Annotated in this window: 19 protein-coding genes; 11 read left to right on the top strand and 8 right to left on the bottom strand. The window is 68.7% G+C overall.

Going from position 1 to position 23,251, the window contains the following annotated elements; translation table 11 throughout:
* Positions 1-4 precede the first annotated feature (4 nt).
* Positions 5-1,795 (bottom strand): IlvD/Edd family dehydratase, encoded by a 1,791-nt coding sequence (locus tag BM041_RS05685; RefSeq protein ID WP_092956640.1) that lies wholly within the window; start codon positions 1,793-1,795, stop codon positions 5-7.
* A 258-nt stretch (positions 1,796-2,053) separates the two neighbouring features.
* A complete protein-coding gene (locus BM041_RS05680; protein ID WP_092956637.1) occupies positions 2,054-3,097 on the bottom strand; it encodes an alpha/beta hydrolase in 1,044 nt (347 codons plus the stop codon).
* Between the two features lie 103 nt (positions 3,098-3,200).
* Between BM041_RS05680 and BM041_RS05675 the strand changes: the two genes are divergently transcribed.
* From BM041_RS05675 to BM041_RS05660, 4 genes are all read left to right on the top strand, one after another.
* Complete coding sequence (locus BM041_RS05675) at positions 3,201-4,604, top strand: MATE family efflux transporter (RefSeq protein ID WP_245761938.1); 1,404 nt, start codon at positions 3,201-3,203, stop codon at positions 4,602-4,604.
* A gap of 29 nt (positions 4,605-4,633) precedes the next feature.
* The gene (locus BM041_RS05670; RefSeq protein WP_092956631.1) at positions 4,634-5,065 is read left to right on the top strand and encodes a hotdog fold thioesterase; all 432 of its coding nucleotides are present in this window, start codon (positions 4,634-4,636) and stop codon (positions 5,063-5,065) included.
* The gene (locus BM041_RS05665; protein ID WP_092956628.1) at positions 5,062-6,066 is read left to right on the top strand and encodes an asparaginase; all 1,005 of its coding nucleotides are present in this window, start codon (positions 5,062-5,064) and stop codon (positions 6,064-6,066) included. The genes BM041_RS05670 and BM041_RS05665 overlap by 4 nt, the downstream gene beginning before the upstream one ends.
* Positions 6,067-6,185: 119 nt before the next feature.
* Complete coding sequence (locus BM041_RS05660) at positions 6,186-7,412, top strand: acyltransferase family protein (protein WP_092956625.1); 1,227 nt, start codon at positions 6,186-6,188, stop codon at positions 7,410-7,412.
* Here the strand turns inward: BM041_RS05660 and BM041_RS05655 are convergent, their stop codons facing one another.
* Positions 7,413-8,270 (bottom strand): EipB family protein, encoded by an 858-nt coding sequence (locus BM041_RS05655; RefSeq protein WP_092956622.1) that lies wholly within the window; start codon positions 8,268-8,270, stop codon positions 7,413-7,415.
* A 31-nt stretch (positions 8,271-8,301) separates the two neighbouring features.
* Positions 8,302-10,119 carry an aspartate--tRNA ligase gene (gene aspS / locus BM041_RS05650; protein ID WP_092956619.1) on the bottom strand — a complete coding sequence of 606 codons (1,818 nt, stop codon included), beginning with the start codon at positions 10,117-10,119 and terminating at the stop codon, positions 8,302-8,304.
* A gap of 125 nt (positions 10,120-10,244) precedes the next feature.
* Here aspS and rnd point away from each other — a divergent pair, with 125 nt between their 5' ends.
* On the top strand, positions 10,245-11,426 hold the full coding sequence (gene rnd, locus BM041_RS05645; protein WP_092956616.1) for a ribonuclease D: 1,182 nt from the start codon (positions 10,245-10,247) through the stop codon (positions 11,424-11,426).
* 122 nt (positions 11,427-11,548) lie between these two features.
* On the opposite strand, the gene BM041_RS05640 is transcribed toward rnd, so the two are convergent.
* Positions 11,549-12,181 (bottom strand): transposase, encoded by a 633-nt coding sequence (locus tag BM041_RS05640; RefSeq protein ID WP_175533759.1) that lies wholly within the window; start codon positions 12,179-12,181, stop codon positions 11,549-11,551.
* A 201-nt stretch (positions 12,182-12,382) separates the two neighbouring features.
* Here BM041_RS05640 and BM041_RS05635 point away from each other — a divergent pair, with 201 nt between their 5' ends.
* The 5 genes from BM041_RS05635 (at position 12,383) to BM041_RS05620 (ending at position 15,341) form a co-directional block, all read left to right on the top strand.
* Positions 12,383-13,126, top strand: coding sequence for a DUF5131 family protein (locus tag BM041_RS05635; RefSeq protein ID WP_092956610.1), 744 nt, complete (start codon positions 12,383-12,385; stop codon positions 13,124-13,126).
* A gap of 2 nt (positions 13,127-13,128) precedes the next feature.
* On the top strand, positions 13,129-14,322 hold the full coding sequence (tcmP, locus tag BM041_RS05630) for a three-Cys-motif partner protein TcmP (protein ID WP_092956606.1): 1,194 nt from the start codon (positions 13,129-13,131) through the stop codon (positions 14,320-14,322).
* Positions 14,323-14,502: 180 nt separating this feature from the next.
* The gene (locus tag BM041_RS30445; RefSeq protein ID WP_175533758.1) at positions 14,503-14,649 is read left to right on the top strand and encodes a hypothetical protein; all 147 of its coding nucleotides are present in this window, start codon (positions 14,503-14,505) and stop codon (positions 14,647-14,649) included.
* Positions 14,650-14,701: 52 nt separating this feature from the next.
* Complete coding sequence (locus BM041_RS05625) at positions 14,702-14,947, top strand: hypothetical protein (RefSeq protein ID WP_092956603.1); 246 nt, start codon at positions 14,702-14,704, stop codon at positions 14,945-14,947.
* A complete protein-coding gene (locus BM041_RS05620) occupies positions 14,928-15,341 on the top strand; it encodes a putative toxin-antitoxin system toxin component, PIN family (protein WP_175533757.1) in 414 nt (137 codons plus the stop codon). Before BM041_RS05625 ends, BM041_RS05620 begins: the two co-directional genes overlap by 20 nt.
* Positions 15,342-15,526: 185 nt before the next feature.
* Here the strand turns inward: BM041_RS05620 and BM041_RS05615 are convergent, their stop codons facing one another.
* Genes BM041_RS05615 through BM041_RS05605 form a run of 3 tightly spaced genes read right to left on the bottom strand, consistent with a single transcriptional unit; the run spans position 15,527 to position 19,961 of the window.
* Positions 15,527-17,041: a Ppx/GppA family phosphatase gene (locus tag BM041_RS05615; protein ID WP_092956598.1), complete on the bottom strand. Its 1,515-nt coding sequence runs from the start codon at positions 17,039-17,041 to the stop codon at positions 15,527-15,529.
* Positions 17,042-17,057: 16 nt separating this feature from the next.
* Positions 17,058-19,217: an RNA degradosome polyphosphate kinase gene (locus BM041_RS05610; protein WP_092956595.1), complete on the bottom strand. Its 2,160-nt coding sequence runs from the start codon at positions 19,215-19,217 to the stop codon at positions 17,058-17,060.
* A gap of 9 nt (positions 19,218-19,226) precedes the next feature.
* Entirely contained in the window at positions 19,227-19,961 is a 735-nt protein-coding gene (locus BM041_RS05605; protein WP_092956592.1) for an HdaA/DnaA family protein, read from the bottom strand.
* A gap of 327 nt (positions 19,962-20,288) precedes the next feature.
* Here BM041_RS05605 and BM041_RS05600 point away from each other — a divergent pair.
* A partial coding sequence (locus BM041_RS05600; protein ID WP_175533756.1) for a tetratricopeptide repeat protein occupies positions 20,289-23,251 on the top strand: 2,963 nt, incomplete at its 3' end.

Here is a 23,251-nt window from a genome sequence, read left to right as displayed (position 1 = left end):
GCCGTCAGTGGTTGTGGCGGCTCTCGCCGCGCGTCTCGAGGATATTCAGGAACAGCGTCGCCGGCTCCAGGCACCCCCCGGTGCCAAGCTGCCCGACCATGGAGCGGTAGATCTCCTCCCACGGTGTCTTGTGCAGCAGGTCGGGTGCCTTCCAGGCGGCGCGGCGGGCTTCCATCTCCTCCGCCGGGATCAGCACGTCCACGCGCCGTGCCTTCAGGTCGATGCGGATGGGATCGCCATGCTTCAGCAGCGCGAGGCCCCCGCCCACCGCCGCTTCCGGCGTGACGTTGAGGATGGAGGGGCTGCCGGAGGTGCCGGACTGCCGCCCGTCACCCATGGTCGGCAGCGCCATGATGCCCTGTTTGATCAGGGCGGCCGGCGGCTGCATGTTCACGACCTCCGCCGCCCCCGGGTAGCCCACGGCGCCGCAGTTGCGGACCACGAGCACCGTCTTGTCGTCGATGCCGAGGGAGGGGTCCTCGATCCGGGCGTGGTAGTCCTCCGGCCCCTCGAACACCGCGACCTTGCCCTCGAAGACGTCGGGGGTCTCGGACAGGAAACGCTCGCGGAACGCCTTGTCGATGACGCTGATCTTCATCACGGCGCTGTCGAACAGATTGCCCGTCAGCACGATGAAGCCGGCGTGCTCCTTCATCGGCTTGCCGAAGCTGCGGATCACCTCGCGGTCGGGCTCACCGACGCCTTCCAGGTTCTCGGCCACGGTCTTGCCGGTGACGGTCATGACATCGCCATGCAGGATACCCGCCTTGAGCAGTTCCTTCATCACGGCCGGCACGCCGCCGGCGCGGTAGAAGGCCTCGCCCAGGAAGCGCCCGGCGGGCTGGCAATCCACCAGCAGCGGGATCTCCGCGCCGACGCGCTGCCAGTCGGCCAGCTCATGCTCCACGCCCATGTGCCGGGCGATGGCGATCATGTGGATGGGGCAGTTGCTGGACGCGCCGATGGCGGAGGCGACCATCACCGCATTCTCGAAGGCCTTCTTCGTCATGACGTCGGAGGGGCGGAGATTCTCCCGCACCATCTCCACCGCGCGCACGCCGGTCATGTAGGCCATCTGCGCGCGCTGCCGGTACGGCCCGGGGATCGCCGCGGAACCCGTCAGCGTCATGCCGACAGCCTCAGCCAGCGAGTTCATCGACAGCGCCGTCCCCATGGTCGAGCAATGCCCGACCGAGGTGGAGGACGCCGCCACCATTTCAATGAAACCCTCATAGTCGATCTCGCCGGCGGCCAGGCGCTTGCGCGCTTCCCAGACGATGGTGCCGGAACCGGCCAGGCGACCATGCCACCAGCCATCCAGCATCGGTCCGCCCGGCAGCGCCACGGCCGGGATGTTCATGGTGGCCGCGCCCATCAGCATGGCGGGGGTGGTCTTGTCGCAGCCCGTGGTCAGCACGACGCCGTCGATGGGGTAGCCGTGCAGGATTTCCACCAGCGACAGGTATTGCAGGTTCCGGTCGAGCGACGCGGTGGGGCGCTTCAGCGTTTCCTGGATGGGGTGGACCGGGAATTCCAGGGGCACGCCCCCGGCATCGCGGATGCCCGCCTTCACGCGTTCGGCCAGGGCGATGTGGTGGCGGTTGCAGGGGGAGATGTCGGACCCCGTCTGCGCGATGCCGATCATCGGGCGGCCGGACTGCAACTCCGCCCGCGTCATGCCGAAATTCAACTGCCGCTCGATGTAGAGGGACGTCATCCCCGGGTCCTGGGGATCGTCGAACCAGCGCTGGCTGCGCAGCTTGAACGGCTTCTTGGTCTGGTCGTGATCGTCCATGGCCGGGCTCCTCCTGCGGGTTGACCGCCTTGATCGGGAGTGAGGGGCCGGGCCGCGCGCCTGTCAACGCCGCGGGCGGCGGCGAGGTGCCATGGAAAGCTCCGGCGCGGCCCGCCGATGCGCGCCGCGGCCGTTCCGGCTACTGGATGTTGATGTCCGTCAGCGCGCAGGTGTTCTGGCGCATCCATTCCTGCGACCGGCCATCGGGATAGACCACCTTGATGTCGTTCACGCATTGCCCGTCGGGCAGGCGGATCGTCAGGCCGCCGCTTCTTCGAGAAAGACCTGCACGGCCTGGAACAGCGCGCCGCGGTTTCGTTCCATCAGCATGGTGTGCGTCCCCTCGCCCAGCAGCACCAGGCGCTTGCCCGGGCTTGCCGTCAGCAGCGGGAAGATGGTGGTGGCCATGGCGGGCGGCGTGTCGCGGTCCCACTCCGCCACCACCAGCAGGGTCGGCACGGTGACGCGCGCGGGGTCCCAGAAGGGCCGGCCCGACTGCCAGAACTCCGCGCTGTCGGCCAGCACGCCATTGGGTGCGCGCAGCACCGAAGGGTTGCGCCGCATGCCCTCCGGGTCCGTCGCCCAGGTCACGCCGGACCAATGCTCGAACCAGCCGGGCGGGATAAGGCCGGCGCGCGCCGCCTCCGGCACGCCGGCCATCCAGCGGTCGCGGGCCTGGGCCTGCGTCACGCTCCGATAGGCGCCGAGCTGCGCGCCCGCCCCCACGGAGGCCGGGGTCGCGCCCTGGCGCAGCCATTGCGGCGCAAACAGGACCAGGCGGTCCACCATGCCGGGGTTGTCGGTGGCGTAGCGCGCCATCAGCGAGCAGCCCCAGGACCAGGCCATGTGCACCATCCGGGGCACCGCGCGGCGCTGGCGGATGAAGGCGGCCACGGCGGCGACATCGGCCACCGCGGCATCGCCACGCATCAGGGGCGGGTTGGCTTCCGGCGGCTCCGCCATCGCGGCGGGGCGGGTGCTGCGGCCATAGCCGCGCAGATCCATGCACCACACGTCGAAGCCGCGGCCGGCGATGTAGTCCATCCAGGACAGGCCGCCGAGCGGCAGGTCGAAGGCGGTATGGGCGGGATAGGTCGCGCCATGCACGAACAGGATGGTGCGGCTGGCGGAGGCCGCCAGGCCCTCCGGCCGCTTGCTGCGGACGAAGATCTCACCCTGGCCGTCAGTGGCCGGCACCATGAATTCCTCGGTGACGATGCGGGGCTGCGCCTGGGCGGCGGCCGGCAGGGCGGCTGCGCCGGCCACGAGGGCGGGCGCGGCCAGGATGTTGCGACGCTTCATGGACCGTGTCTCCGGGTCTGTTGCGCGCATCCTAAACGCAGCCATGGCGCCGCCCCAAGCGTGGTCATGCGACAGGGCAGGCGCGACGCGCTATGCCCGGCCCATGGACGAGAATGCCGGGGGGAAGCAGGGGCGCGCGTGGTCCGCCGAATGGCGGGCGATGCTGGCGCTGGCCTGGCCGCTGGTGCTGACCAATCTCAGCCAGTTCGCGCTCGGCCTGACCGATTCGGTGTTCCTCGGCCGCGTCGGCACGCTGGAACTGGCGGCGGCGACGCTCGGCAGCAACCTCTACTTCGCCGCCCTGGCGCCGACCTTCGGCCTGGCGCTGGCCGCGGCGCCGCTCTGCGCGCAGACGCGCGGGCGGGGGCGCGGGCATCTGCGGGGCATGCGGCGGGATGTGCGCGCCGCCTTCTGGGCCGTGGCCGCGGGCACGCTGCCGACCTGGGTTCTTCTGTGGAACACGGAAGCCGTGCTGCTGGCCCTCGGGCAGGAGGCAGCGCTGGCGGCGCTCGCCGCCGAGTATGTCCGCGCCATGATGTGGGGGATGCCGCTGTTCTGCGGCTTCATCGTGCTGCGCGGCTTCCTGGCGGCGGAGCAGCGGCCGAACGCCGCGCTTGTTGTCTCCGGCTTCGGCATCGCGCTGAACATCCCGCTCAACTACTGGCTGATCCATGGCGGCTTCGGCGTTCCGGCGCTGGGCGTGGCGGGGGCGGGGCTGGCCTCCGCGCTCTGCAACCTCGCGATGCTGGCGGGCCTGGTGGCGATGATCGCGCGGGACCGGCGGCTGCGGCGCTACCATCTGTTCGGCCGGCTCTGGCGATTCGATGCGGCCCGGCTGAGGGAGGTGGCGGCGATCGGCCTGCCCATCGCCGGCGCCATGGCGCTGGAGATCGCGGTCTTCTCCGCCGCCGCCATCGCCATGGGCTGGATGGGGGCGCTGGCCGTCGCGGCGCATGCCATCGCGGTGCAGGTGGCGGCCATGACCTTCATGGTGCCGATGGGCGTGGGCCAGGCCGCCACGGCGCGGGTCGGGCTGGCGACGGGCGCCGGGCGCGCCAGCGCCGCGTCCCGGGCCGGCTGGGTCGCGATCGGCTTCGGGGCGGGGTTCATGGCCTTCGCGGCCACGCTGCTGCTGCTGGCGGGCGGGCCGATCGCCTGGCTGTTCCTGGATGCCGCCAATCCGGGCGCCGCGGAGACGGCGGCACTGGCCACCACCCTGCTGCTGGTGGCGGGGCTGTTCCAGCTGGCGGATGGCGTCCAGGCGGTGGCGGCGGGCGCGCTGCGCGGGCTGAAGGATACGCGCGTGCCGATGCTGCTGGCGGGCCTCGGCTACTGGGTCATCGGCCTGCCCTGCGGCCTGGCGCTGGCCTTCCCCGGCGGGCTCGGGCCCATCGGCATCTGGCTCGGCCTCGCGATCGGGCTGTTCATCGTGGCGGGGCTGATGCTGGCGCGCTGGGTCAGGCTGTCCCGGGCGGGTGGGTTGACCACGCGCCGCTGGCCGCGCTGACTTCGCGGCTTCATCGGACGAGGATCGCCATGGCTCTCTGGAAGCGCGACTGGACGGCGGAACAGATCAACGCGCGGATGGTGGGCAACATGTCCGGCCATCTCGGCATCCGCATCACCGCCATCACCGAGGATTCGCTGCAGGCGGAAATGCCGGTGGACGACCGCACCGCCCAGCCCTTCGGCCTGCTGCATGGCGGCGCCAGCGTGGTGCTGTCCGAATCGCTCGGCACCCTGGCCAGCATCATGACCCTGCCGGAAGGGCAACTTGCGGTCGGGATCGAGGTGAATGCCAACCACATGGCGGGCGTGCCGAAGGGCCAGACCGTGACCGCCATCTGCCGGCCCCTGCATACCGGGCGCCGCACCCAGGTCTGGCAGACCGAGATCCGCCGTGCCGACGGGAAGCTCGCCTGCGTCTCCCGCCTCACCACCGCTGTCGTAGAAGGAAATGCCGCATGAGCGGGCTGCCGAAGGTTGCCGTGATCGGGACGGGGGGGACCATCGCCTCCCAGGGCCTCGATCCGCTGGATGTGCAGGACTACGCCTCCTCCGGCCGCCCGATCCTGAATGCGGAGGAGCTGGTGGCGGGGATTCCCGCGCTGAAGCAGGTGGCCGAGGTCATCCCGGTGCTGCACTCCGCCATCCCCTCCACCGCCGTCGGCTGGTCGGACTGGCAGGCGCTGCTGGCGCGGATCGCGGCGCTGCGGGCGGCGCATCCCGACCTCGATGGCATCGTCATCACCCACGGGACGGCGACGCTGGAGGAGACGGCCTATTTCCTCTCCCTCACCGTGCCCAGCGACATCCCGATCGTGGTCACCGGCGCGCAGCGGCCCTTCACCGGCCTGTCCACCGACGGGCACATGAATCTGGTGAAGGCGGTGCGCGTAGCGGGCCACCCCGACAGCCGCGGCATGGGCGCTCTCGTCGTGCTGAACGATGAGATCCAGGCCGCGCGGGAAGTGACCAAGACCTCCACCGGCAGGATGCAGACCTTCCGCAGCCCCGATGTCGGCGTGCTCGGCCATGCCGATGCGGACCGCATCACCTATTGGCGGCGCCCCATGCGCGTGCTGCCGGTGGCGGACCGCTTCGACGTGGCGGGCATGGCGACGCCGCCGCGCGTCGACGTGATCTACTCCGTCGCCGGTGGCGATGGCGTGGCGGTGAAGGCTTTCCTCGGTGCCGGCGCGCAGGGGATCGTGGCGGCGGCCTTCGCGCCGGGCTTTACGACGCCGGCGGAGCGCGTGGCGCTGGCGGAGGCGATGGAAGCGGGCTGCACCGTGGTCCTGTCCTCCCGCGCCATGTCGGGGCGCACCTTCCCGGCCAAGCGCTACCGGGCGGAGGGGTTCCTCAACGCGGACAACCTGACGCCGCAGAAGGCCCGCGTGCTGCTGATGCTGGCCCTGACCCGCACGCGCAATCGCGACGCGATCCAGGCGATCTTCGACGCTTGTTGAAGTAGGAAGTTGAGCATGGCGGGGAACCGCCGGGCGGCGCCGGAGGTTTTCCCCGTCAGCCGCCTCGGACGACAGCCCGCCATGCTTCCGCCCTAGCCCCCATCGGCCTGCCCCGCCTCATGACCACCCATGGGGAGACGCCGATGCAACGAGAGATGCGCCCCGGCCAGCCGACCGACCGGCTGGAGGAGCTCGACGCGCTGCGGGGGCTGGCCGCTTTCGCGGTACTGATCCACCACGCGGTCCAGCTGATCCCGCACTACGAGACGCCCGCCATCACCGGCGCGGGCTGGCTGCGCTACACGATGACGCAGCTGACGCCGCTGCGGATCGTGGAAATGGGGCGGCCCGCCGTCCTCTTCTTCTTCGTGCTGTCCGGCTACGTGCTGGTGCGCGCGCTGCTGCGGAACGGCTCGCCGGGGCTCGGCGCCTTCGCCGCGCAACGGACCATCCGGCTCGGCCTGCCGGTCGCGGTGTCCGTGCTGCTGTCGGTCGCGCTCTATGCCGGCTTCGCGGAGCCGGCGCTGCCGGCTGAATGGCGGGAGCGCAGCCTGTTCACGTGGCTGGAGCCACCGACGCTCGGCCAGGTGGCGTCCAACATCGCGCTGATAGCCGACAATGACGACATGCGACTGAACGTGGTGCTGTGGTCGCTGGTGCATGAATGGCGGCTGTCGCTGCTGCTGCCGCTGGTGCTGCTGTTCCGCGGGCGGGTCGCGCTGTTCGTCGCGGCGGTGCTGGCGCTGATGGCGATCGGCATCATGGGCGGCGCCACGGAAAACCGTGTGCTGCTGGGGCCGCAGCTGCACAGTACCGTCGCGGCCAGCTTCTACTTCGCCGGCGGGATCGGCACCGGCGCCGCGCTGGCGCTGGCCCTCGGGCAGGATGTGCCGCGGCTGTCGCCGCAGGCGATGATCGCGGCTGGCATGGCGACGCTGGCGCTGTTCAGCATGTCCTCCGACCTGCCGGTCTATGCGGCCTCCGCGCTGCTGATCGTCATCGCGCGGCAGCCGGGCCGGTTGAGGGCGCTGCTGCGGTCATCGCTGCTGGTCGGGCTGGGGGCAATCTCCTTCAGCCTCTACCTCGTGCATGTGCCGGTGCTGGTGGCGACGATGCATGCGCTGCACGATGACTGGCCGCCGGAGGCGATGGCCGCCTTCGCGACCCTGCTGGCCCTGACGGCGGCGCTGCCGATGTATCGCTGCGTGGAAGTGCCGTCCCGCCGCCTGGCGCGGCGGGTGGAGAAGCGGCTGGCGCGGCGATCCTTCGCCACGCCGGTGGTGCGGTCCCCTGCCCCGGTGCCGGACTGGGCGCCGGAGGGCGGGATGCCGAGCCGCGTGGCGTGATCAGCAGCCCGCGGGCAGAGCGGCCAGTTCCAGCACCTGGCCGGAGACGGAGAATTCGCCGAAATCCATGATGATCTCGTCCGCCACGCCATTCTCGAAGTAGCGCAGCCCGACCTCGTATTCCGGCTGGGAAGCGCCATTGCCGCCGGCCCCGCGTTCGAAGAAGGCGATGCGCATGCGGCCCGAGGCCTGGTCCGCCATCAGCGGGAAGCGCGGCTGGGCGGCCGCGGGAGACCAGGCGGAGATGATCGTCGTGGTGTCCTGCGGGCCTTCGTCGGAGGTGCCGTCGAACAGCGGCGAGGTCAGCAGGCGGCGGCCGGTGCGGGCAGTCTCCACAGCCAGGACGGTGTGGCGCATGGGCAGCAGGGTGCCGGCAGGCAGCGCCTCCTCCTTCCCCGCGGGTTCGGCGTAGCGGATGGTGCCGGAACCGTCGGGGTTCAACTCCGCCTCACCAGAGACGCGCTGGCTGACGGCGCCCTGCGTCGTCTGGGTGAGGGAGAAGCGAAGGCGCGAATTGTCCTTCGCCTCATAGGTCGCGTAGTCGGAGACGGTCTCGATCTCCTGCCCATCGCGATCCGTGACGGTCATGGTCATGCGCTGACGGGTGGCCCAACCCTCGCAGGCATCGGCCACGTCGAAGACCATGGCGCCGCGGACGGAGGCGATGCCGGAATTGCGGGCCTCGCCGAGGTCCAGCCGGTAGGCGGCGCGATGGGCCGCCATCCGGGCGATGCCGGCCGAGAGCGCCTGTTCGCTGACACCCGCGCGGGGGCCCGTGGTGACGGGACCCTGAGCGAAGGCAGGAGCCGCCATCAGGCAGAAGGCGGCGGCGAGCGTGAGGCGGCGAGGCTGGGCCATGGATGCTCCTGGAGGCGCTGGCCCCCGGTATCTAGGACGCCTTGGGCCCGGCCGCACCCGTCTTGGCGGGGGGGATGTCGAGTTTGATCGACAGCTCCTTCAGCCGGGCCGGTTCCACCGCCGCGGGGGCGCCCATCATCAGGTCTTCCGCCTGCTGATTCATAGGAAACAAAATTACTTCACGAATATTCGGCTCATCGGCCAGCAGCATGACGATGCGGTCGATGCCGGGGGCGGAGCCGCCGTGGGGGGGGGCGCCGTAGCGGAAGGCGTTCAGCATGCCGCCGAAGCGCTGTTCCACGACCTCCGCGCCATAGCCCGCGATCTCGAAGGCGCGGAGCATGATGTCGGGGCGGTGGTTGCGGATGGCACCTGAGCTCAGCTCGATGCCGTTGCAGACGATGTCGTACTGGTAGGCCTTGATATCCAACGGGTTCATCGTGTTCAGCGCCTCCAGCTCCCCCTGCGGCATGGAGAAGGGGTTGTGGCTGAAGTCGATCTGGCCGGTTTCCTCGTTCAGCTCATACATGGGGAAGTTCGTCACCCAGCAGAATCGATAGACATCCTTCTCGACCAGGCCGAGGTCGGTGCCGATGCGGGTGCGGGCCTTGCCGGCGAGCTTGGCGGCGTCCTCCACCTTCCCCGCCGCGAAGAAGACGGCGTCGCCATCCTTCAGGCCCATCGCGTCGCGCAGCGCGGCGGCGCGGGCGGGTTCCAGGTTCTTGGCGATCGGGCCGGCGCCGACACCACCCTCGAACGTCATGTAGCCGAGGCCGCCGGCGCCCTCGCTGCGGGCCCATTCGTTCAGTTGGTCGAAGAAGCGGCGGGGCTGGCTGGCGGCACCCGGCGCGGGGATGGCGCGGACGACGCCGCCGGAGGCCGTGATCTTGGCGAAAAGACCGAAGGAGCCGCCGGCGAAGTGTTCGGTCACATCGGCGATGCGCAGCGGGTTGCGCAGGTCCGGCTTGTCCGACCCGAATTCGAGCATCGCCTGGTCATAGGGGATGCGGGGGAAGGGCGCCGGCGTGACTTCGCGCTTGGTGCCGGAATAGGACGAAAATTCCTCGAACACGCCGGCCAGAACAGGCTCGATGGCGGCGAAGACGTCTTCCTGGGTGACGAAGCTCATCTCGAAGTCAAGCTGGTAGAACTCACCCGGCGAGCGGTCCGCGCGGCTGGCCTCGTCCCGGAAGCAGGGGGCGATCTGGAAATAACGGTCGAAGCCGGCGACCATCGCCAGCTGCTTGAACTGCTGGGGGGCCTGGGGCAGGGCGTAGAACTTGCCGGGGTGGTTGCGGGCGGGGACGAGGAAGTCTCGCGCACCCTCCGGGCTGCTGGCCGTCAGGATGGGGGTCTGGAACTCAGTAAACCCTTGATCGATCATGCGCCGGCGGATGCTGGCGATGACGCTGGCGCGGAGCATCAGGTTGCGGTGCTGACGTTCGCGCCGCAGGTCGATGAAGCGGTAGCGGAGGCGGAGATCCTCCGGGAATTCCTGCTCTCCGGCGACCTGGATGGGCAGGACCTCCGCCGCGGACTGGACCGTCACCTCCCGCACGCGAAGCTCGATCTCTCCGGTCGGGAGCTTGGGGTTGATGGTGCTGCCCTCGCGGGGCACGACCTCTCCGGTCACGGTCACCACGCTTTCGGGGCGGGCGTTATCCAGGGTGTCGAAGCCCGGGGCGCCCTGGGCCACCACGCATTGGGTCAGGCCGTAATGGTCGCGCAGGTCCACGAACAGCAGGCTGCCATGGTCCCGCTTGCGGTGCACCCAGCCGGAGAGGCGGACGGTCTTGCCGGCATCGGTGGCGCGGAGGGCGCCGCAGGTATGGGTGCGATAGGCGTGCATGGGTATGGGCCTGCGAGCAAATGAGGATTCCGGGGCGAAAGCGCCGCACGGGGCCCCTCCTGTCAAGGGCCCAAGGGGACCAGCATGGCTTCCCCCGGCCCCTCCGCGGGTCTACACGGGTTCCCATGAGCCGCCGCACCCCGGGCGCCGACGCGTCGCCTGACCTGATCACGGATACCGAGACCCTCAGCGCGCTGTGCACCCGGCTTCGTGCCGAGGCCTTCGTGACGGTCGACACCGAATTCATGCGGGAGCGGACCTACTGGCCCGAACTCTGCGTCGTCCAGCTTGCGGGCGACAATGAGGTCGCGGTGGTGGATGCGCTGGCGCCGGGGCTCGATTTGGCACCGCTGGGGGCGCTGCTGGCGGACCCCGCGGTGGTGAAGGTGTTCCACGCGGCCCGGCAGGACGTGGAAATCTTCCTGCTGAAGTTCGGGGCGGTGCCGACTCCGCTGTACGACACGCAGGTGGCCGCCACCGTGGCCGGCTTCGGCGACCAGGTGAGCTATGACCAGCTCGCCCGCTCCCTCGCCAATGCGCAGATCGACAAGGCCCACCGCTTCAGCGACTGGGCGGCGCGCCCGCTCTCCCCCGCCCAGATCAACTACGCCGCCGCCGACGTGACGCACCTCCGGCGCATCTATACCGGGCTGACATCCAAGCTGGCGCGCGAGGGCCGCGACGGGTGGGTGGCGGAGGAGATGGGGGAACTCGCGAACCCCGCGACCTATCGCCAGGACCCCGAGACGGCGTGGGAGCGGCTGCGGCCGCGGACGCATAACCGCCGGTTCCTCGGCATCCTGCGCGCCGCGGCTTCGTGGCGGGAGAAGGAGGCGCAGCGCGTCAACATCCCCCGGCAGCGCCTGGTGAAGGACGAAACCCTGCTGGAGATCGCGGCCACGGCGCCGGAGACGGTGAACGACCTGGCGCGGGCGCGCGGCATCTCCGAGGGATTCGCCAAGGGCAAGTCCGGCGCGAGCCTGCTGGCGGCGATCACCGCGGCGAAGGGGCTGCCGGACAGCGCCCTGCCCGAGGCGCCGCGGGAACGGAGCGGGGCAGCCCCCTCCCCCGCTTTGGTCCAACTGCTGAAGGTGCTGCTGGCGGCGAAGAGCGAGGAGCACCACGTGGCGCCCCGCCTGCTGGCCAATACGGATGAGCTGGAACGCCTGGCGGCCGGGGAGACCGATGTGCCGGCGCTGGTGGGCTGGCGGCGGGACGTGTTCGGGGAAGCGGCGCTGTCGCTGAAGGCGGGCAAGGTGGCGCTGGGCGTGGACGGGAAGAAGATCCGGCTGATTTCAGCGGGTTAGCTTGCGGGTCCGGGCGCTACTACGGATTTAGGCATAGTATTTTTAGGGGTCGATTCCGGCTTTCGTTCGGAATCAAGGGGTTGGGGCTGAGCCGTAAAGCCCATTTAGCCGATTAGGTGCATTTAGCACCGTTTTTCATGCTGTCCCCGCCGCCGGCGGGGCTGCGCTGTGGCGTGCGCGATCGGCAGCAGGGGCGCCTGCGGGCGGCGCGGGACGCGGGCGGGCGGCGGGGCCGGGAGGCCGCGCAGCGCCTGGGCCGGGATGCGCAGGACCAGGCGGATGCGATCAGGCGGCAGGGGCGCGCCGGGCTTCGGCGGCGGCGGCAGATCGGCCGGATCGAGCGGCAGCGCGGTGGCCATGCCGAGGGTACGGGCGAGGAGCAGATCCTCCGCCGGCACGATCCGGGACGCACGCCGGAAGGTGGTGGCGATGCGGTATTCCAGGGAGGCGAGGGCCGGGTCCGCGAAGGGATGACGGGAGACGGCGAGGAGGAGACGGGATAGGACGCCCGTCCTGGCCGTGGTGGCGAGGGCGCTGTGGGCGTTGCCCTTGGTGACGCGCCGATTGGCCTGGAGGGCGGTCCAGGGGGCGTTGGTGACGGCGAGCCAGAAGATGGCGTCCCAGGTGGCGCGGCGGTCCCTCGGCGGGCGTCCGGTGCGCTTGTTGGTGGGGCGGAGATAGGGTTCGAGGAAGTGCCACTCCTCGTCGGTCAGGGGGGACCAGGGGTGGGAGGGGGTGGGGTGGAGGGGGAGCATGGGGGGATCCGACGTGCCAGAGCCTACCATCGTATAAGATTTTCGTCCTACACGCAACGATTTTCGTGACCACCATGCGAACTGTCAGGGGGTGCTACCTACGGCGAAGGGGATTCGTTGCTGACCAGCCACTTGCGCGTTTTTATTGCCATGATTTAGGAGCCCAGTTAGTCTTGTGCACGTACTTCCAAGGTAACCGTCATGGCAGATGGCAGCACCATTGAGTGGACAGATGCGACGTGGAATCCGGTTACGGGTTGCACGAAGATAACGCGCGGCTGCGATAACTGCTACGCGGCGCGATTCTCAGAGCGATTCCGTGGCGTGGCGGGACATCCGTTTGAGAACGGCTTTGATCTAACCATCAGGCCGGAACGGATTTCGCAGCCTTTATCTTGGCGCCGTCCTCGCATGATTTTTGTTAATTCGATGAGCGACCTGTTTCACAAGCGAGTCCCAGCCCCGTTTATCGATCAAGTGTTCAGTACGATGGAGACAGCCCACTGGCATGTCTTTCAGGTGCTGACCAAGCGCAGTTCGACCATGCGCGCATATCTCAAGCGACGGTACGAGAAAACGTCGCCACCCGCGCATATCTGGACGGGGGTATCCGTCGAGGACGCGGGCGCCAAAAGCCGAATTGAGCATCTCCGTGGATCGCCATCGGCCGTCCGCTTTTTGTCAATAGAGCCCTTGATCGGGTCCATTGGACTGCTCGATTTGAGAGACATACATTGGGTCATCGCGGGTGGAGAAAGTGGCCCTAACGCCCGCCCGATGCATATCGATTGGGCAAGAGAGGTTCGTGACCAGTGCGCCGAACAAGGCGTAGCCTTTTTTTTCAAGCAGTGGGGAGGCTTTCGACCAAAAACTGGAGGTCGTTCGCTTGATGGGCGGGAATGGAATGATCTACCGGACTCGAGCATTCGCGCGAAGGTCGCTTAAAAATGGCAAACCCGCCAGAAAACTATAAAGGAAGAGAACAAGCATACATAAAACATTATCTCTTGAGGAATTATTTTTCGCGCTTGATACACAAGGTTGCTGGGGCATTCCAAGAATTCACATATGTTGATGGATTTTCCGGCCCATGGCAAAGTAGTAGCGACACATTTTCAGATACATCTTTCGGAATCGCGCTGGAGGAAATGCGCAAAGCGAAGCAAGCTTGGGCAAATCACGGCCACCACATAAGAATGCGCGCACTTTTAGTTGAAAAGAACGCTCAAGCGTTTGCCAAGCTCACCGAAGTACCCGAACGGTATCCAGATATAGAAATTACGCCACTCAGGGGAGATTTTGTAACTCTTGTCCCCGCCCTGATGAACAGCCTATCATTCTCAACTTTTACCTTTTTATTTATTGATCCCAAGGGTTGGGGAATCAATACCTCAGAAATTGTACCACTGCTAAGGCGGCCAAACACTGAAATTCTATTTAATTTCATGTTTGACTTTATCAATCGCGCCATTTCGATGAACGATTCCAATATTGTCAGCAAAGTTAATAATTTAATTACAACCACAAGTTGGCGCGAACGACTATTATCAGCGCCGAGCGAAGAGCGGCGGTCCATCATTCTTGAGGCTTTCGCTCAGACACTCCGCGACGTTGGGGGCTATAGCTTTGTTGCTGAAACACCGATATTGCGGCCGAGTATAGATCGACATATCTACTCACTGGTCTACGCGACCCGACACCGAGCCGGGGTCAAGGAATTCCGCGACGCTCAACAAAAAACCATAGAAGAACAGGAGATCGTTCGGGACGGAGTAAAAATGGAGTCGCGGAGCGGATCGCAGACAGAACTATTTTCATCCGCGGAAATGAAGCCGAGTGCGATAGCTGCATTTATTGAACGCGAGGCAGAACTCGCCGAACAAATGCTGCTTGCGCTTATAGGGAGCAGCGCAACAGACGCGACAGCCTACGGTGAGATATGGCCACAGGTTCTGTCCCGCCGCGCCATTACTCATGCTGAGCTAAACAAGCTCGTGGCCAAGCTCCGGAGATCGAAAACAATATTGTCTGATCATTGGATGCCACGTCAGCGCGTTCCGACCAACGCCTCCCTATTATACCGAAATCCAGACATGAATGTTAAGACTCCTGCCCAGGAAAATAGCTCGTATACCAATTGATAACTTGAAGCGATTCACAACCTTTCGACATTCGTAGTCTTTATTAGGTAGCTGAGTAAGCGCCAGAGCGGAGGTAGGGACACTCCCATGCTATTGCCAATACTGGGAGCAATACCGTTGTCGCCAGAAGCAGGCGACATATCGCGCAACGGTCCGGCGAAGCTCTCAATGGTGGAGGGCTTGGTTGATGATCTGCTGCGCGACTCCGCGCCGGGCGATCCGCTGCTGGCGATGATGGACGCGATAGGGCGCAAGGCGCAGGCGGCCGGGCTGAACGAGGCAGATGTGGATGCCGAGCTTGCCGCCTGGAACGCGGAGCGGCGTTGATTCGCGTGAAGGTCGCGCGCTCTGGCGTTATGCTGGGGCGCAGGAGGTTCCGATGAACCAGGTGGTCATGGTGCCCGTGCCGCTCTCGCAGGAGGCGGCGGACATGTTGCGGGATGATCCGGCCAAGCTTTCGCTGGCCGGGCAGATGCTCACGCGGCTGCTGCATTCGCCGGCGGGGGAGGCTGATCCGCTGGTGGCGCTGCTCGCGGGGTTGAAGCGAGAGCCGGGGGTGCCTGACCTCACGGATGCGGAGATCGAGGCGGAGATCGCCGCTTATCGTGCCGCGGATCGTCCTTGATACGAATTTGCTGGTGAGTGCCTTCGTCGCGCCGGGTGGCGTGGCGGCAACGGCGTTGCTGGTGGCGCGTGCGCGGTTCCGGTTGTGCTTCTCCGCGGCGATGGAGGCGGAGCTTCGCGGGGTGCTGATGCGGCCGAAGTTCCGGCGGTATGGCGCCTCGGCCGAGGTGGTGGCGGGGTTCGTGGGGGCGCTGCTGGTGCGGGCGGATCGGGTCGAGCCGGTCGAGGCGGTGACGGATTGCCGGGATGCCAAGGACAACATGGTGCTGGAGGCAGCGCTGGCGGGTGGCGCGGGGGTGATCGTGTCGGGGGATGCGGACCTGCTGGTGTTGAACCCGTGGCGCGGGGTGGCGGTGGTGTCGGCGGGGGAGTTCGTGGCGGGGTTCGACGGGTAGGCATTCGGCGAGGGGCGCCAATTTGGGTGGGGTCTGGGGACGATCATCGTCCCCAGCGGGGTTCGGGGCGGAGCCCCGATCTTGATGCTGTTGCTTGTGGGTTTGCGGGGGTGCGCGGTCCCCCACCCTCCCGTGCTTCGCACGGGCCCCTCCCTCCCCCGCAAGCGCGGGGGAGGGTTTAGGGTTCAGCCCGCCGTTGAGACTTCGACGGTTGCGGTCAGCCCCAGCACGGCGGCCAACGCGTCTAGCCTTCGCTGCACGCTCTCCCCGGCGAAGACGCCGCTGCCCTCCACAAGTCTCAACTGCAATTCCCCGCCGTGGCGGCGCAGTGATGTGCCGCGCAGCAGCACCGGGGTGCCACCGGACAGGGTGAAGGCCAGGCGCAGGGCGGCGCCCAGGATCTCGGCGCGCTTCACGGCGCTCGCGTCCAGCAGCACGCGGGCGGTGGCGAGGAAGCCCATGGTCGTGTCGGCTTCGTAGCGCAGCGCCACGACCATCGCGAGGAAGGCGCGCTGGTGGTGGTCCAGGCCGACGCCGGGCTGGCGGAGTACGCGGTAGAAGGCTTGTTCGGCGCGGTAGTCCGGGTGGTCGTGGCTGCCGATGTCGGCGATCCAGCAGGAGGCTTCGCGGAGGTCCTGTTGTTCGGGGGCTTCATCCTCGAACAGGGGGTGGGTCCAGGCGAGGAGGGCGGGGGCGAGGGCGGTGTCGCGGCCCCAGCGCTGGGCGAGTTCGCGGCCGGCGGCGAGCAGGGGTTCCTCCTGCCGGATGGGGTCGGGCAGGAGGTTGGCGTACCAGCCTTCGCGGAGGCCGTTGGCGGAGAAGACGACGCGGCGGGCGCCGGTGGCGCGGAGCAGGCGCCGCAGCGTGATGGCGGCGAAGGGCATGTCGCCGAGGCGCTTGGCGGGGGCGCCGGGGATTTTCTCCAGGATCTTGCGGGGGGATTGGGCGACGAGGCCGGCGAGGTCGCGGGCTTCCTCCCGCCGCAGGACGTAGTGGTGGACGATGGAGAGGGGGTAGGCGGTCTGGGCGATGTGCATGCGGGCCAAAGCGCGCCAGGCGCCGCCGACGAGGTAGAGGTCCCTGCCCTCACCTTCCCGCAGCCAGGGGATGCGGGCGAGTTCGGATTCGACGATGGCGCGGGCGCGCAGCGGGTCTCCGCCGGCGCGGTCGGCCAGGCGGATGGCGCCGATGGGGAGGGAGGCGGCGGGGCCGGCGGTGCCGTGCCGCAGGTCCACGAGTTCGAGGGAGCCGCCGCCGAGGTCGCCGAGGATGCCGTCGGCGCCGGGGAAGCCGAGGAGGACGCCGTCGGCGGAGAGGCGGCCTTCTTCCTCCCCGGTCAGGACGCGGACGGGCATGTCGGGCAGGCGGGTGCGGATGGCTTCGATGAAGGCGGGGCCGTTTTCCGCGTCCCGCGCCGCGGCGGTGGCGATGACCTGGACGGGGTTGGCGCCCATGGCGCGGGCGACGGCGGCGTAGCGGGCCATGACGGTCAGCGCCGGGTCGATGGCGGCTTCGTTGAGGCGGCCGGTGAGTTGCAGGCCGCGGCCGAGGCCGAGGACGGCTTTCTCGTTGAAGATGGTCAGGGGGTTGCGGGTCAGGCCTTCGAAGATGACCAGGCGGACGGAGTTGGAGCCGAGGTCCACGACGCCGAGGCGGGGCGGGTGGGTGCGGCTGGTGGTGTGGGTCGGGGGGAGGTCCAAGCGGTGTTTGTCCTGATCAGTCCTGGGCCACGCGGTCCTGGCGGGACCGGCGGGATGGGGCGGCGGGGCGTTGCTGAAGCGCGCTGCCGCGGCCGGAGAGGGAGGGGTTGGTCATGAAGTATTCGTGCGCGGAGACGGGTTTCGTGCCGGGGGGCAGGCGGCGGTAGGTGCCGTCGGGTCCCAGTTGCCAGCTTTGCATGCTGTCCTGGAGGTTCACCACCATGACCTGGTCGAGGATCTGGGCGTGGACGGTCGCATTCTCGATCGGGACCATGGTTTCGACGCGCCAGTCCATGTTGCGGGCCATGAGGTCCGCGCTGCTGATGAAGACGCGGGCGCGGCGGGATGGCAGGCGGTGGCCGTTGCCGAAGACGTAGATTCGGGAGTGTTCGAGGAAGCGGCCGACGATGGATTTGACGCGGATGGAGTCGGAAAGGCCGGGGATGCCGGGGCGGAGGCAGCAGATGCCGCGGACGACGCAATCCACTTTCACGCCGGCCTGGGAGGCACGGTAGAGCGCGTCGATGAGTTGTTCGTCGACGAGGGAGTTGAGCTTGAGCCAGATGGCGGCGGGCTTGCCTTCGCGGGCGAAGGCGATCTCCCGGTCGATGAGGCCGAGGAGGGCGGGGCGGATCGTCAGGGGGGCGAAAGCCAGGCCTTCCATGGTCTCGGGCCGGGCGTAGCCGGTCATGTAGTTGAAGAGCTTGGCGGCGTCGCGCGTCAGGGCCGGGTCCGCGGTGAAGAAGGACAGGTCCGTGTAGATGCGGGCGGTGATGGGGTGGTAGTTGCCGGTGCCGAAATGGGCGTAGCTGCGAAGGGCGTCGCGTTCTCGGCGGACGACGAGCGACACCTTGGCGTGCGTCTTCAGCTCGACGAAGCCGTAGACGACCTGGACGCCGGCGGCTTCGAGTTCGCGGGCGAGGGCGATGTTCCGTTCCTCATCGAAGCGGGCCTTGATTTCCACGATGCCGGTGACGGATTTGCCGGATTCCGCGGCCTCGATCAGGGCCTTGGCGATGGGGCTGTCGCGGGTGGTGCGGTAGAGCGTCTGCTTGATGGCGACGACGTTGGGGTCCCGCGCGGCCTGGCGGAGGAACTGGACGACGACGTCGAATGATTCATAGGGGTGGTGGACGACGATGTCCTTGGCGGCGATGGCGGCGAAGCAGTCTCCGCCGAAATCGAGGATGCGTTCGGGGAAGCGCGGCGTGTAGGGGGTGAAGAGGAGGTCGGGGCGGTCGTCGACGATGAGCTGCTTGAGGTCGGTGACGCCGAGCAGGCCATCGAGGGTGAAGACGTTGGCGCGGTCCGCGTCGAGTTCGCGGGCGACGAGGTCGATCATGTCGGGGGACATGCGGGCATCGACGGAAAGCAGGATGGCGCGGCCGCGGCGGCGGCGCTTGAGGGCCGTTTCGTAGCTGCGGACCAGGTCCTCGGCCTCTTCCTCGAACTCCACATCGGTGTCGCGGATCAGGCGGAAGAGGCCGTGCTCCGCGGTGATGAAGCCGGGGAAGAGGCGGCGGAGGAAGAGGACGATCAGATCCTCCAGCATCACGAAGCGGATGGCGCGGTCCGGCGTGGGGGGGAGGCGGATGAAGCGCTCGATCTGCGGGGGGACGGGGAGAAGGGCGCGCATGGTGCCGCCGTCTTCCTCCCGCACCAGCTTCAGGACCATGCAGAGGGCGAGGTTCTGGATGAAGGGGAAGGGGTGGGCGGGGTCGACCGCCAGCGGGGTGAGGACGGGGAAGACTCGGTCCATGAACCAGCCCTCCAGCCATTCGCGGTCGGGGGCGGAGAGGGCTTCGGGGTCGCTGACCACCAGGCCGGCGGTGGCGAGGAGGCCGCGGAGCTCATGCCAGGCGGATTGCTGGGCGGCGATGAGGCCCTGCGCCGTGCCGTGGATGGCGGCGAGCTGCTGGGCGGGGGTCAGGCCATCGGGGGATGGGGTGGAGATGCCGGCGCGGTCCTGGCCGATGAGGCCGGCGACGCGGACGGAATAGAATTCATCGAGGTTGGAGGCGCTGATGGCGACGAAGCGCAGGCGTTCCAGCAGCGGGTGGCGGGGGTTGGCCGCTTCCTCCAGCACGCGCGTGTTGAAGGCGAGCCAGGACAGTTCGCGGTTGATGAAGCGCTGCGGGCTGTCGGCGGCGAGGGTCGCGGGGGCGTGCGTGTCCATGCGCCGAGACTAGCCCGGGTTATCGGCATCCGGGGAGGTTTCGGGGAAATCATTCCCGAAACGGTCATCATCCGTGTCGTCCTCGCCAGGCCGGGGCCCGAGGATCTGGCGGGCGAAGGGGCGGGTGATGGGGACGGACTGGGCCAGCGCGGCGTCATCCAGCGCGGCGATGGCGGCGCCGAGGCTGGCGGCGTCCCTCGGCAGGCGGGCGAGGAGCCAGGCCTGGACGGCGGGGTCGAGGCGGAGCTGGCGGTCGGCCAGGTGCTTCGTGAGCAGGGCGGCGAGGAGGCCGTCGCTCGGCTCCGCCAGGCCGACGGCATGGGTGGCGCGGAGACGGCTGGCGAGGTCGGGCAGCGTGGTGGCCCAGCGGGCGGGGGGAAGTCGGGCGGCCAGCAGCAGGGGCGCGCCGGTGGCGGCGGCCTGGTTGATGAGGTGGAAGAGGGTGGATTCCTCCGCCTGGTCGGCCTGGTCCAGCACAGTGCCCGGGGCTGGGGCCAGGGCTTCCGCCTGCGTCAGGGCCGGCCCTTGCAGGTGGCGCCAGCCGTGATCCGCCGCGGCGATGGCGAGGAGATGGGACTTGCCGGTGCCGGGGGGGCCGGAGAGGGCGAGGCGATGCAGCGGCCAGGTGGCGGGGGCGGCCAGCCAGGCCAGGGCCTCGGCATTGGAGACATCGGGCACCCAGTCCGCGCGGGCGGAGGAGGGCGGGCGCGCGAGGGGGAGCGGGAGCTGGGTGGGGGGGAGCATGTGGGGGGAAGCGATAGGGCAGATGGGGGCGACGGGGGAGTGGGGAGCGGGCTGCCCGGGGATATGCAGGAGCTGGAGAACAGGAAGAGGCAGCACCGCAAGCCGACTGCAGCGCTGACAAATGGGCTTCGAGTTGCGGCAGGTCCTCATGGGCGGAAAACGGGCGATGTCGGCCGCCGCAAGCTAGTTGAAGGACGCGTTCGAAATCCGTAGCTCTTTTCCTGCCCGCCAGCGGGAAGACGGGCGCGGTGGACGCGCGGTAAATCTGGTTTAGCATCGAATCGGTTAAGGGAGCTCCGAGCCATCCCAATCGCCGCGCCCCCATGGTTGAACCGGAAGCTGCTGACCGTGCTTGGCCTGGGCGCCACGGCGGCTGCGGTGGCCTGCAGCGGTGGTCCTGCCATCACCGCAGGCGCCCTCGGCCTCGCCTTTGCCGGCGGCATCACGGGCAACATCGCCGGCAACCTTGCCACTGAACTCTTCAAGGACTTCGACCGTGCAGCCGGCGAGCGCTGGTTCGACAGCCTGGCCGGCATCGACCAGAACCACGTTGTTCTGATGGAGTTGCGGCTGGCGCATCTGCGGGCCCTGCGCGCCGCGGTCGGCCGGTTCGAGGCGCTTACGCGCGACGTGGACCATCACGACGATCGCGCGCGGCAGCTGGCCGATGACGCGCTGATCCGCCACATCCGGGCACTTTGCGGCGCGGAGGAGGATGAAGCACGGGACCTGCGCTTCGGATTCACGGAAGCGACCCCGGAGGCGGAGCAGCGGGTCCGGACATCGCTTCTCAAGGCGTTGCCCGATGCCTTCGACGCGGGGCTCGCGGAGCGTCGCCAGCCAAAGGCGGAAGCGCAGGCAGCGAAAGCCCTGCAGAAGCTCAAGGTGGGCATCGAAGCGGTGGCGCTCGACGAACTCACGACGCTGCTGGCCCGGTCGCAGGCGGACGCACGCGGCGCCGCCGACGTTCCCCCTCCCCTGTCCACCCCGGGTGATTCGCCCTCCGCCAGCTTCGAACTACCCGACGACTTCCTGACAGCCTTCCGCGGCAAGCCGGGCGAGGTCGCCTGCTGGTTCAACGACTTCATCCTCGATGCGGCAGAGCGGCTGCGCAGCAAGCCCGAGTTCAACACCCTGTGGCAGGCCGAGCAACTCTCGGCCGTGAAGGCCCTGGCCGAGGCCCAGGACAGGGCCATCGACGGCCTTGCGACGCGCGTCGATGGCCTGGCGTCGGCGCTGGCCGGCCTGCCGGCGGCGGTCCAGCAGATTCGGGCGAATACGGCGGAAATCCTCCGGCTGATGACCGGGCTGCGCATGCAGCGCGGCTACCGGGAATTGCCGCCGGACGCGATCGCGCGGAAGCCGACCGCCATGATCGTCGCGGATTACGGGCTGATCCCCTTCGATGACAGTCGCGGGCTGCTCGGCACGCTGGAGGATCGCGGGGAGGAGACGCTGCTCGGCTGGATCCTGGATGGCGGCGACGTCCGCGTCCGGCTGATCCATGCGGCAGGCGGGCAGGGCAAGACGCGGCTCGCGCTGGAAGCCATCGCGCGGCTGAACGCGGCGGGGCTGGGCTGGCAGGCCGGGCTGCTCGGCCACGGGCAACTCGCCGCCGCCCTGGCGCCGGGGGCGGACCGGCTGGCGGCGCTGCTGGCGCGGCGGGGCGCGGGCGGCATCTTCATCGCCATCGACTATGCGGAGACGCGGCAGGACCAGTTGCAGGCACTGGCCGCGGTGCTGGAGGAAGCGCCCGAAGGCGGCCCGATCCGCGTGCTGCTGCTCGCGCGCACGGATGCCTGGTGGCGGGGCTTCCTGCAGGGGATCGACACCGCGACGCGGCTGCCCTTCGAGGAGACGGCCATCGCGGCCGATCTCGGCGTCGCGCCAGCAGCGATCCCGGCTTTCCTCGATGCCGCCTGCTCCGCCTTCGCCGCGCGGCTTGCGCAAGCACCGCGCCGGCCCGGGGAAGCAGGGCTGGTGGCCGCCGACTGGCAGGCGCGGCCGGTGGAGCCGGGCGCAGGCGGAAGCCCGCTCGACCTGGCGATCCGGGCCTATCTGCGGGTGCGCGGCATCGCCGTTGTCGTCTCACCGCTCGCGACGCTTGCCGATGACGAGCGCGCGCATCTGCGGCGCGCCCTGCGTGGCATCCTGGGTGGGGAAGCGCGCGAGCCTGTCGCGGAACTCGCCACGCAGGGCGCGGCCGGGCTGACGCTGCTGGGTGGCCTTTCCGCGGAACAGGGGGAGGATGCGCTGCGCCGCCTGATCGACCTGGCGGCGCAGAGGATCAGGCGCCCGGTCGATGATGCGGCGCGGGAGGCGGTCTTCGACGCGCTGCGCCTTCTCTATGGCGGCCCGAACGGCACCGCACGGTCCATCCTGCCGGACCTTCTGGGCGAGCAGATCATCGGCGAGGTGCTGGCGAAGGCGCGCGACCTGCTGCCGGCGCTGCTCGATGCGTTTCCCGAGGATTGGCCAATCGTGTTCGTCGGGCTGAACCGGATCAGCCGGCAGAACCCCGATGGCGACTTCGTCCATGAGGCGGTTCAGGTGGTCTCGCCCACCCGCGAAGCGCTGCGCGCCGCCTTGGCACCGCGGCTGGAGAACCCAGTGCTCGCCGCGTCGGTTCTGTTCGCCGCCCAGGCCGAGACCGGCACATTGCAGGAGGATCTGCGCGATGCCCTGCTGGGCCTCGACGCCGCGGCGCGGGCGCGTTCGGCGCGGGCGGTGGCCCGTGCCGCCGGCCAGCTTGTCAGCGCCAATGCCGCACCGGTCCGCCTGCGCGGCGTTCTCGGCACCATCGCCGCCGAGGCTGGCGCAGCCATGGTGGCGGAGGACATGCTGCCGGATAGGGAGACGCGGGCGCGGGACGCAAACAACCGCAGCGTTCTGCTATCCAATGCGGGCCGCCGGGAGGAGGCGCTGGCGGCGAGCGAGGAGGCGATCGGGCTCTATCAAGAGTTGGCGTCGCAGAACCGCGACGCCTTCCTGCCCGCCCTCGCCGCAGCGCTCAACAACCTGAGCACTCATCTGTCCGATCTCGGCCGCCGGGAGGAGGCGCTGGCGGCGAGCGAGGGGGCGGTCACGCTCCGAAGGGAGCTGGTGGCGAAGAACCGCGACGCCTTCCTCCCCAACCTCGCCTCCGCACTCAACAACCTCGGCGGCGATCTCTCCCGTCTCGGCCGCCGGGAGGAAGCGCTGGCGGCGAGCGAGGAGGCGGTCACGCTCCATCGGGAGCTGGTGGCGAAGAACCGCGGCGCCTTCCTCCCCGACCTCGCCGGAGCGCTCAA

It is taken from the genome of Falsiroseomonas stagni DSM 19981, assembly GCF_900114315.1.
GTDB lineage: Bacteria > Pseudomonadota > Alphaproteobacteria > Acetobacterales > Acetobacteraceae > Falsiroseomonas > Falsiroseomonas stagni.
The sequence above is the reverse complement of the archived record's forward strand: the minus strand, read 5'-3'. Positions and strand labels throughout refer to the sequence as shown.

What these genes read in the sequence shown, in the direction of transcription:
- BM041_RS05635 (WP_092956610.1), top strand. Translation starts at nt 12,383, where the DNA reads ATGGCAGATGGCAGCACCATTGAGTGGACAGATGCGACGTGGAATCCG.
- BM041_RS05670 (WP_092956631.1), top strand. Translation starts at nt 4,634, where the DNA reads ATGGCTCTCTGGAAGCGCGACTGGACGGCGGAACAGATCAACGCGCGG.
- rnd (WP_092956616.1), top strand. Translation starts at nt 10,245, where the DNA reads ATGAGCCGCCGCACCCCGGGCGCCGACGCGTCGCCTGACCTGATCACG.
- BM041_RS05665 (WP_092956628.1), top strand. Translation starts at nt 5,062, where the DNA reads ATGAGCGGGCTGCCGAAGGTTGCCGTGATCGGGACGGGGGGGACCATC.
- aspS (WP_092956619.1), bottom strand. Translation starts at nt 10,119, where the DNA reads ATGCACGCCTATCGCACCCATACCTGCGGCGCCCTCCGCGCCACCGAT.
- tcmP (WP_092956606.1), top strand. Translation starts at nt 13,129, where the DNA reads ATGGCAAACCCGCCAGAAAACTATAAAGGAAGAGAACAAGCATACATA.
- BM041_RS05605 (WP_092956592.1), bottom strand. Translation starts at nt 19,961, where the DNA reads ATGCTCCCCCCCACCCAGCTCCCGCTCCCCCTCGCGCGCCCGCCCTCC.
- BM041_RS05640 (WP_175533759.1), bottom strand. Translation starts at nt 12,181, where the DNA reads ATGCTCCCCCTCCACCCCACCCCCTCCCACCCCTGGTCCCCCCTGACC.
- BM041_RS05680 (WP_092956637.1), bottom strand. Translation starts at nt 3,097, where the DNA reads ATGAAGCGTCGCAACATCCTGGCCGCGCCCGCCCTCGTGGCCGGCGCA.
- BM041_RS05625 (WP_092956603.1), top strand. Translation starts at nt 14,702, where the DNA reads ATGAACCAGGTGGTCATGGTGCCCGTGCCGCTCTCGCAGGAGGCGGCG.
- BM041_RS05675 (WP_245761938.1), top strand. Translation starts at nt 3,201, where the DNA reads ATGGACGAGAATGCCGGGGGGAAGCAGGGGCGCGCGTGGTCCGCCGAA.
- BM041_RS05685 (WP_092956640.1), bottom strand. Translation starts at nt 1,795, where the DNA reads ATGGACGATCACGACCAGACCAAGAAGCCGTTCAAGCTGCGCAGCCAG.
- BM041_RS05660 (WP_092956625.1), top strand. Translation starts at nt 6,186, where the DNA reads ATGACCACCCATGGGGAGACGCCGATGCAACGAGAGATGCGCCCCGGC.
- BM041_RS05655 (WP_092956622.1), bottom strand. Translation starts at nt 8,270, where the DNA reads ATGGCCCAGCCTCGCCGCCTCACGCTCGCCGCCGCCTTCTGCCTGATG.
- BM041_RS05610 (WP_092956595.1), bottom strand. Translation starts at nt 19,217, where the DNA reads ATGGACACGCACGCCCCCGCGACCCTCGCCGCCGACAGCCCGCAGCGC.